Source organism: Kitasatospora sp. NPDC057512 (genome assembly GCF_042802135.1).
GTDB lineage: Bacteria > Actinomycetota > Actinomycetes > Streptomycetales > Streptomycetaceae > Kitasatospora.
On sequence record NZ_JBHVET010000520.1, the window covers coordinates 1 to 6314 of the forward strand.

Here is a 6314-nt window from a genome sequence, read left to right on the forward strand (position 1 = left end):
GGATCCCGGCCGAGCCGATCGCGGATCCGGTAGGCACAACAGGGCCCTGCCCTGCGCGCTTGACCTCCGACGAGACGCGGTGTGATCCGTCAGGCTTCGGTGAGGACCGCTCAAGGTTCTTCGCAACGGGACGGTCACCGGGTGCGGTAGGCCTCGGTAATGGTCTGGTCGAGGGTGTTGCCGTCGGTGTCGGTCAGTTCGGCGCGCAGGGAGACGGCGGTGCCGGCCGGGGGGTTCTGGACGGTGACGGCGCCGGCCTCGACGGGGAGGCGGGTCCAGGAGGCGCCGCCGTCGGTGGAGGACGAGACGGTGAGCGAGCGGACGCGGCCGTCGGCGGCGGCGCCCTGCACGGTGACCGGGATGCGCAGCGCGCTGCCGGCCGTCGCGGTGCCGGTCGGGTCGAGCTCGGGGGTGAACCGTACGGCGCTGACCGGGAGCGCGGTCGGCGTGGCCGTGGTGGCGGAGGCGAAGGTCCAGGACGCGGTCACCCGGGTGGTCGCGCCGGCCGCGGCCTTGCGGGTCACGGTGGTGGCCAGGCGGTAGTCGGCCTTGCCCGGGGCCACGGTGAACTCGCCGCGCCCGGCCGCGTCGGAGGCGGCGCCGACCAGCACGCCGTCGCGGTACAGCGAGGTGTAGGCGGTGTCGAACGACGGGGTCCACGGCACGTGGCCGTCGCCGTCGGCGAGCAGCGGGACGTCCGCGGTGATCCGGTCGCCGTCGCGGGAGACGGCGGGGCGGTCGGTGAGCGCGGGGCCGAAGACCGGGCCGTCGAAGGTCCGGGTGGTCGTGGCCCCGGCCCGTACGGCGACGCGGTCTTCGGTGTAGTGGTTCGGCCGGCTGCCGTCGGCGCGGGGGACGGTGACGCCGATGTCCCAGGTGCCGCGCTCGGGTGCGACGTGGAAGGTGGCGGTGCCGGGCGTCGTGACGCTCCGGGACTCGCCGATGTTCGCTCCGTCGCTGGGCTGGAGGCTGACGAGCGCGGCCCCGGCGCCGCCCGGTCCGGCGGCGCCGCGGATGTTCACGGTGGCCAGCTCCCGCGCGGAGTAGTGCTTGCTGAACCCGGTCAGCGCGCGGGTGCCGGTGGAGGTCCGGCCGAGCAGGTAGCCGCCGCTGTCGGTGTCCCAGTTGACGTCGAACCACTGCTTCACCGCCCCGGCCTCGGTCTCCGGCCCGAGGTGGGCGACCCGCAGGTTCGGCGACCCGTTGGCGACGTTGACGGTCCTGGTGGCACCCTCGTGGGTGACCTCGACGAACATCCCACTGTGCCGGAAGCGCGCGGACCCGTCCGGGGGCCGGACGTCGACGAGGGCGGTGGTCCGCGCGTCGACGGTGACGGTGGTGTCGTGGTCGAGGTCGAGGCGCGGCTGGACGATCCAGTCCGTCCAGATCGTCCCGCCCGGCTCCAGACCCGAGACCAGGTTGCTGTCCAGCACGTACCGGCCCTTGGGCAGCCGCACGGTGGTGACGCCGGAGGGGGCGTCCAGCAGGACCGAGGTGTCGGCGCCGGGGCCGGAGATCCCGGTGACGCCGGTCCGGTACGGCGCGGTCGGGTGGCCGGCGCGGTCCAGGTGCCGGACGGTGAGGGTGTACGTCTCCGGCTCGGCGGCGAAGGCCGGGCCGCCGAGGGCGGGAGTCGAGGCGCCGACCAGGGCGACGGCGACGGCCAGGGCCCGGAGGGCGTTCCGGCGGGGAAGGGAACGGGGAGCGGAAGCGGTGGTCATGTCCTGTACTGCTCGGAGGGGCAAGGGAGTTCCTGTGAGCCGGGCCACATCCGTGGCGGGCCGGGGCCTGTGACGCACGTCACCGGAACTCTGGAGCCGGACCGGGCAGGGCAGAGTGTGGAAGCACTCATGAGAACGCGTCTGCGCCGCGGCGACCCCGACGTCCTGGGCGAGCTCTACGACGAGCACGCCCAGGTGCTGTACCGCTACGCCCTGCGCGTGACGGGCGACTGGGCGGAGGCCGAGGACGTCGTCTCGACGACCTTCCTGGAGGCGTGGCGGGGCCGGGAGCGGCTGCACCCCGACGGCGACGGCCTGCGCCCGTGGCTGCTGGGGATCGCGACCAACATCATGCGCCGCAACGCCCGCGCCCGGCGGCGCCGCGACCTCGCGCTCGCCCGGATCCCGGAGCGCGGCGCCGTCCCGGACTTCTCCGAGGACCTGGTCGCGCACCTCGCGGACGTCGAGCAGCTGCGGGCCGCGCGCCGGGCGCTGGCCCGGCTCCGGCGCCGCGACCGGGAGGTCTTCACGCTGGTGGTGTGGGCCGGACTGGACTACGCGAGCGCGGCCGAGGCGCTCGGCACGCCGGTCGGGACCGTCCGCTCGCGACTGTCCCGGGCGCGGGCCCGGCTGCGCGAACTCACCGAGGCCGAGGCCAGGGCGGAGGCGAAGACGAAGGCGAAGGCCGAGGCCAGGGCCCGCGCCGCCGTCCCCGCCCTGCCCGTACCGGGCCGCCTCCCCGCGCTCCGGCCGTCGACCCAGGAGAGCCACGGATGAACGCCACCCCACGGCGCGCCGCGCAGCGCCCGGCATCCGAGGAGTCGGAGCGCCGCGAACTCGCCGAGCTGCTGCCCCCGCCGGCGGTGCCCGGCCTGGACGCGGACCGCCAACTGCTGCTCAGGGAAGCACTGTTGCGCAAGGCCGCCGAGCCGCAGGGTCGCCCCGATCCGCTTCGGCGTCCGGTCCGGCGTCCGGCCGGGCGTTCGGCCCGACGCCCCGCCAGGCGTCCGGCCCGGTTCCGGATCGCGGTGCCGGCGCTCGCCTGCGCCCTGGCGGTGGTCGGCGTCGTGGCGTTGGACCCCAGGGGCGCGGGGACGCCCGGGCGGGACCGCGCGGCGGTGGCGGGAAGCGGCGCGACCGGCGGCTCCGAGGCCGTACGGCTGCTCGACCGCATCGCCCTCGCCGCCGCCGGATCGGAGCAACCGGCGGTCCGCGCCGACCAGTTCGTCTACATCGAGAGCAGGGTCGCCTTCGCGGCGCAGAGCGCGGGCGGCGGCCCCGTGACCATGGCCCCCGCGCACACCCGGCAGGTCTGGCTGTCCGCCGACGGCAGCCGCCCCGGCCTGCTGCGCGAGGAGGGCGGGCCGGACACCCGGCTCGGCGAGGACGGGCCGGTCCTCCACCTCGACCGGCCGGGGGCGACGGCCCGGCCCGACGCGACCGGCGGAGGGGGCGGCCCGTCGGTCGGCGAACCGACCCACGCCTTCGTCGCCTCGCTGCCCACCGACCCGAACGCCCTGCTGCGGCTGATCAGGGACCAGACCCGCGGTCAGGGCCAGGACCCGGACCAGCGGGCCTTCACGGCGATCGGCGACCTGCTGGCCGAGACCTGGGCGCCGCCGCAGGTCGGCGCCGCGCTCTACCGGGCGGCCGAGCGGATCCCCGGGGTCACGGTGGTCGCCTCGGCCGTCGACGCCGCCGGGCGCGAGGGCGTCGCCGTGGCCCGTACGGCGTACGGGCGGCAGACGCAGTGGGTCTTCGACCGGACCACGTACGCGTTCCTCGGTGAGCGCACGATCCTCGCCGAGGACGGCGACGCGGGCCCGGCCGGGACGGTGGTCGGCACCTCCGCGGTCCTCGCCCGGGCCGCCGTGGACCGCGTCGGCGAACTCCCGCCGCCGGTCCGGTAGTCCGGCGCGGCCAAGGGCTGCCGGGTGAGGCGGCCGAGGGCGCGGTCAGAACGTCACGACGATCTTCCCGGCCAGGCCGCCCTCGCGGAACCGCTCGTGCGCGGCCCGGATCTCCTGGAGCCCGTACGTGGCGTGCACCCGCGGCCGCAGGGCGCCGTCGTCGACGAGCCGGGCCAACTCGGCCAGCCCGGCGCCGTCCTCGCGCACCTGGTGGACGGTGGTGCGCACGCCCCGGGCGGAGAGGTCCGGGACGGGGCCGGCCTGGGTGGCGACCGAGGCGTACCGGCCGCCGTCGGCGACGGCGTCGGTGACGAAGGCCCCGAAGGTGTCGAAGACCGCGTCGTAGCCGCCGCCCCGGAAGGCGGCGGGGTCGGTGGCGACGAGCCCCGCGCCGTGCTCGCGGGCGAAGCCGGCCTGGGCGTCCCGGGAGACCAGGGCGTCGACCTCGACGCCCCGCGCCCGGGCTGTCTGCAGGGCGAGCCCGCCGACCGCGCCGGCGGCCCCGGCGATCAGCAGGCGCTCCCCGGCGGACACCGCCAGCCAGTCCAGCGTCTGCAAGGCCGTCAGCCCGGGCAGCGGCAGCGTGGCGGCCTCGACCAGGCTGACCGTCCGCGGCGCGACGGCCACCGCCTGCGCAGGGAGGACGACCAGGTCGGCCCAGGTGCCGCGCGCGGTGCCGAGTTGGTGGGACATGGCGATGACCCGGTCCCCCGCCTCCAGCGGGCTGTCGCCGCCGTCGACCACGACGCCGGCCAGGTCCCAGCCGAGCGTCATCGGCAGCGGGGGAGCGCCCTCGCCGATGGCCCCCTCCCGGGTCTTGTCGTCGACGGGGTTGATGCCGCTCGCGACGGTCCGGACCAGCACCTCCCCGGGCCCGGGCACGGGCCGGGAGGTCTCGACGAGGCCGAGGACCTCGGGGGTGCCGAAGCGGTCGATCCGGATGGCGCGCACGAAATCCCCTTCACAAGGCGGTTGCCGACATCTCGTCGAACCGCGTCCACGGGCGCCGGAATTCCCCGCCCTCGCGTGATGCCCCCCGCCCCGCGTTCGCCGATCCCCACCGTCCGGCTCCGTTGACTAAACCCTACCCCCCTAGGGTATGTTCTCGGTCGTCCTCACCGGAGTCGTCGACCGGCACACCCACCGTGCCATTCCTGCGAGTTGACGATCCCCGGCCATCGCCGCGAGGCACCGCCCCCGGCCGATACCCCTCACGGGTAGGGAGTAAGAGATGGCAACCGACAGCACCGGGCCCGACCCCCGGAGGTGGCGCGCACTCGCGCTGATCGCCGCCGCGCAGTTCGTGGTGATCATGGACACCTCGATCATCGGGGTGGCCCTGCCCAGGATGAAGGACGCCCTCGGCTTCGGCCAGGAGGACCTGTCCTGGGTGTTCAACGCGTACGTGGTCGCCTTCGGCGGCCTGCTCCTGCTCGGTGGACGGCTCTCCGACCTGCTCGGCGCCCGCCGCCTGTTCAGTGCCGGCTGGGCGGTCCTCGGCGCCGGGTCCCTGCTCGCCGGCCTCGCCGGGAACGTGCCCACCGAGCTGGCCGGCCGCGGCGTCCAGGGCCTCGGCGCCGCCCTCATCGCCCCCTCGGCACTCACCCTGCTGATGACGCTCTTCGGCGGGAACCCGAGGGAACTGACCAAGGCCTTCGCCCTGTACGGCGCGGCGGCCCCGGCCGGCGGCACCGCGGGCGTCTTCCTCGGCGGGCTGATCACCCAGTACGTCAGCTGGCCCTGGGTGTTCTACATCAACATCCCGGTGGCCGCGGTCGCGCTGCTCGCCACTCCCGCGCTGATGCCCTCCGCGCCCCGGCGCCGCGGCGGCATCGACCTCGTCGGCGCGCTCACCGTCACCGCCGGCCTGGCCGCCGCCGTGTACGCCGTCGTCCGCGCCCCGGAGGCGGGTTGGGCCTCCGCGTCGACCCTGCTGACCCTGGCCGGCGCGGCCGCACTGCTGACCGCCTTCCTGGTCCTCCAGGGCCGGCGCCGCGAGCCGCTGATGCGGCTGGGCATCTTCCGGGTGCCGAACCTCGGCGCCGCCAACCTCGCCCAGTTCCTGCTGGCCGCGGCCTGGGTGCCGATGTGGTTCTTCCTGAACCTCTACCTCCAGCAGGTGCTCCACCTCGGCGCCTTCGCCAGCGGCGCGGCCCTGCTGCCGATGACCGTCGCCATCATGGGCATCATGATCACCCTGGCGCCCCGGCTGATCGCCCGCTTCGGTCCCAAGGCGCTGGTCGTCACCGGCATGCTCGCCCTCGGCGCCGGCCTGGCCGGGCTCTCGCTGGCCCGCCCGGACGGCAACTTCTGGACCGACGTGCTGCCCGCCTCCCTGCTCGCCGCGATCGGCATGGCGCTCGCCTTCATCCCCTCCCTCGGCACCGCGATCTCCAGCGCGCCCCCGGAGGACGGCGGCCTCGCCTCCGGCATCGTCAACACCGGCTACCAGGTGGGCTCGGCGCTCGGTCTGGCCGCGATGACCGCACTGGCCGGCGCCCGAACCCCGGACGCCACTGTCCAGGGCCTGACCTCGGGATTCTCCGCGGCCTTCCTCGGCGCCGCGGCGATCGCGGTGGCCGGAGGCCTGCTCGCGGCGGCCACCCTGCGCACCCCGCGCCCCGGGCACGCGGACGCCGCCGCGGCGAAGACCGCGACGGCCGCGTGAGGCCGCCCACCACCC

At 76.0% G+C, this 6314-nt stretch carries 5 protein-coding genes; 3 read left to right on the forward strand and 2 right to left on the reverse strand.

What is annotated here, in order from left to right; all coding sequences use genetic code 11:
* Positions 1–134: 134 nt before the first annotated feature.
* The gene (locus tag ACFU6K_RS28020; RefSeq protein ID WP_380667579.1) at positions 135–1721 is read right to left on the reverse strand and encodes a serine protease; all 1587 of its coding nucleotides are present in this window, start codon (positions 1719–1721) and stop codon (positions 135–137) included.
* Between the two features lie 129 nt (positions 1722–1850).
* Between ACFU6K_RS28020 and ACFU6K_RS28025 the strand changes: the two genes are divergently transcribed.
* Positions 1851–2498 (forward strand): RNA polymerase sigma factor, encoded by a 648-nt coding sequence (locus ACFU6K_RS28025; RefSeq protein ID WP_380667581.1) that lies wholly within the window; start codon positions 1851–1853, stop codon positions 2496–2498.
* Positions 2495–3631, forward strand: coding sequence for a CU044_5270 family protein (locus ACFU6K_RS28030; RefSeq protein WP_380667584.1), 1137 nt, complete (start codon positions 2495–2497; stop codon positions 3629–3631). The genes ACFU6K_RS28025 and ACFU6K_RS28030 overlap by 4 nt, the downstream gene beginning before the upstream one ends.
* A 45-nt stretch (positions 3632–3676) precedes the next feature.
* On the opposite strand, the gene ACFU6K_RS28035 is transcribed toward ACFU6K_RS28030, so the two are convergent.
* Positions 3677–4582, reverse strand: coding sequence for an NADP-dependent oxidoreductase (locus ACFU6K_RS28035; protein ID WP_380667586.1), 906 nt, complete (start codon positions 4580–4582; stop codon positions 3677–3679).
* Positions 4583–4862: 280 nt separating this feature from the next.
* On the opposite strand from ACFU6K_RS28035, the gene ACFU6K_RS28040 reads away from it, so the two are divergent.
* A complete protein-coding gene (locus ACFU6K_RS28040; RefSeq protein ID WP_380667589.1) occupies positions 4863–6299 on the forward strand; it encodes an MFS transporter in 1437 nt (478 codons plus the stop codon).
* Positions 6300–6314 lie beyond the last annotated feature (15 nt).

Coding starts and splice junctions, on each gene's coding strand:
- ACFU6K_RS28040 (WP_380667589.1), top strand. CDS start 4,863: ATGGCAACCGACAGCACCGGGCCCGACCCCCGGAGGTGGCGCGCACTC.
- ACFU6K_RS28020 (WP_380667579.1), bottom strand. CDS start 1,721: ATGACCACCGCTTCCGCTCCCCGTTCCCTTCCCCGCCGGAACGCCCTC.
- ACFU6K_RS28025 (WP_380667581.1), top strand. CDS start 1,851: ATGAGAACGCGTCTGCGCCGCGGCGACCCCGACGTCCTGGGCGAGCTC.
- ACFU6K_RS28030 (WP_380667584.1), top strand. CDS start 2,495: ATGAACGCCACCCCACGGCGCGCCGCGCAGCGCCCGGCATCCGAGGAG.